This is a genomic window from Seonamhaeicola marinus (assembly GCF_008085455.1).
The window spans coordinates 1-372 of the sequence record NZ_VSDQ01000712.1; the positions used below are offsets into that span (position 1 = coordinate 1).

2 protein-coding genes are annotated in these 372 nt (G+C 33.3%); both read left to right on the forward strand.

Features of this window, described 5'->3' with window-relative positions:
* The coding region (locus tag FUA24_RS17290; protein WP_148544330.1) for a type I restriction enzyme HsdR N-terminal domain-containing protein at positions 1-193 on the forward strand (193 nt) is incomplete at its 5' end.
* Positions 190-372: glycosyltransferase family 2 protein (locus FUA24_RS25885; protein WP_246147082.1), on the forward strand; the 183-nt coding region annotated here is incomplete at its 3' end. The genes FUA24_RS17290 and FUA24_RS25885, both read left to right, overlap by 4 nt.

Genomic DNA, 372 nt, shown 5'->3' on the forward strand with positions numbered 1-372 from the left:
GCTAATTGTTGAGTGTAAAGCGCCAAAAATAACCATAAACCAATCCACTTTTGATCAAATTGCACAATATAACTTAGCGCTTAACGCCACATATTTAATGGTTACAAACGGATTAAATCATTATTATTGCCAAATGGATTTTGATAATGAGCGTTATAATTTTTTAAAAGACATTCCTAATTACAAAGTATGAAAATAGCCGTTGTTATATTAAACTGGAATGGAAAACAGTTATTAGAACAATTTTTACCATCGGTAACAAAACACACGCCCGAAGCCACCATTTATGTAGCTGACAATGCCTCAACAGATGCTTCGGTAGCTTTTGTAAAAGCCCACTACCCCAACATAAAAATTATACAAAACCCTGAA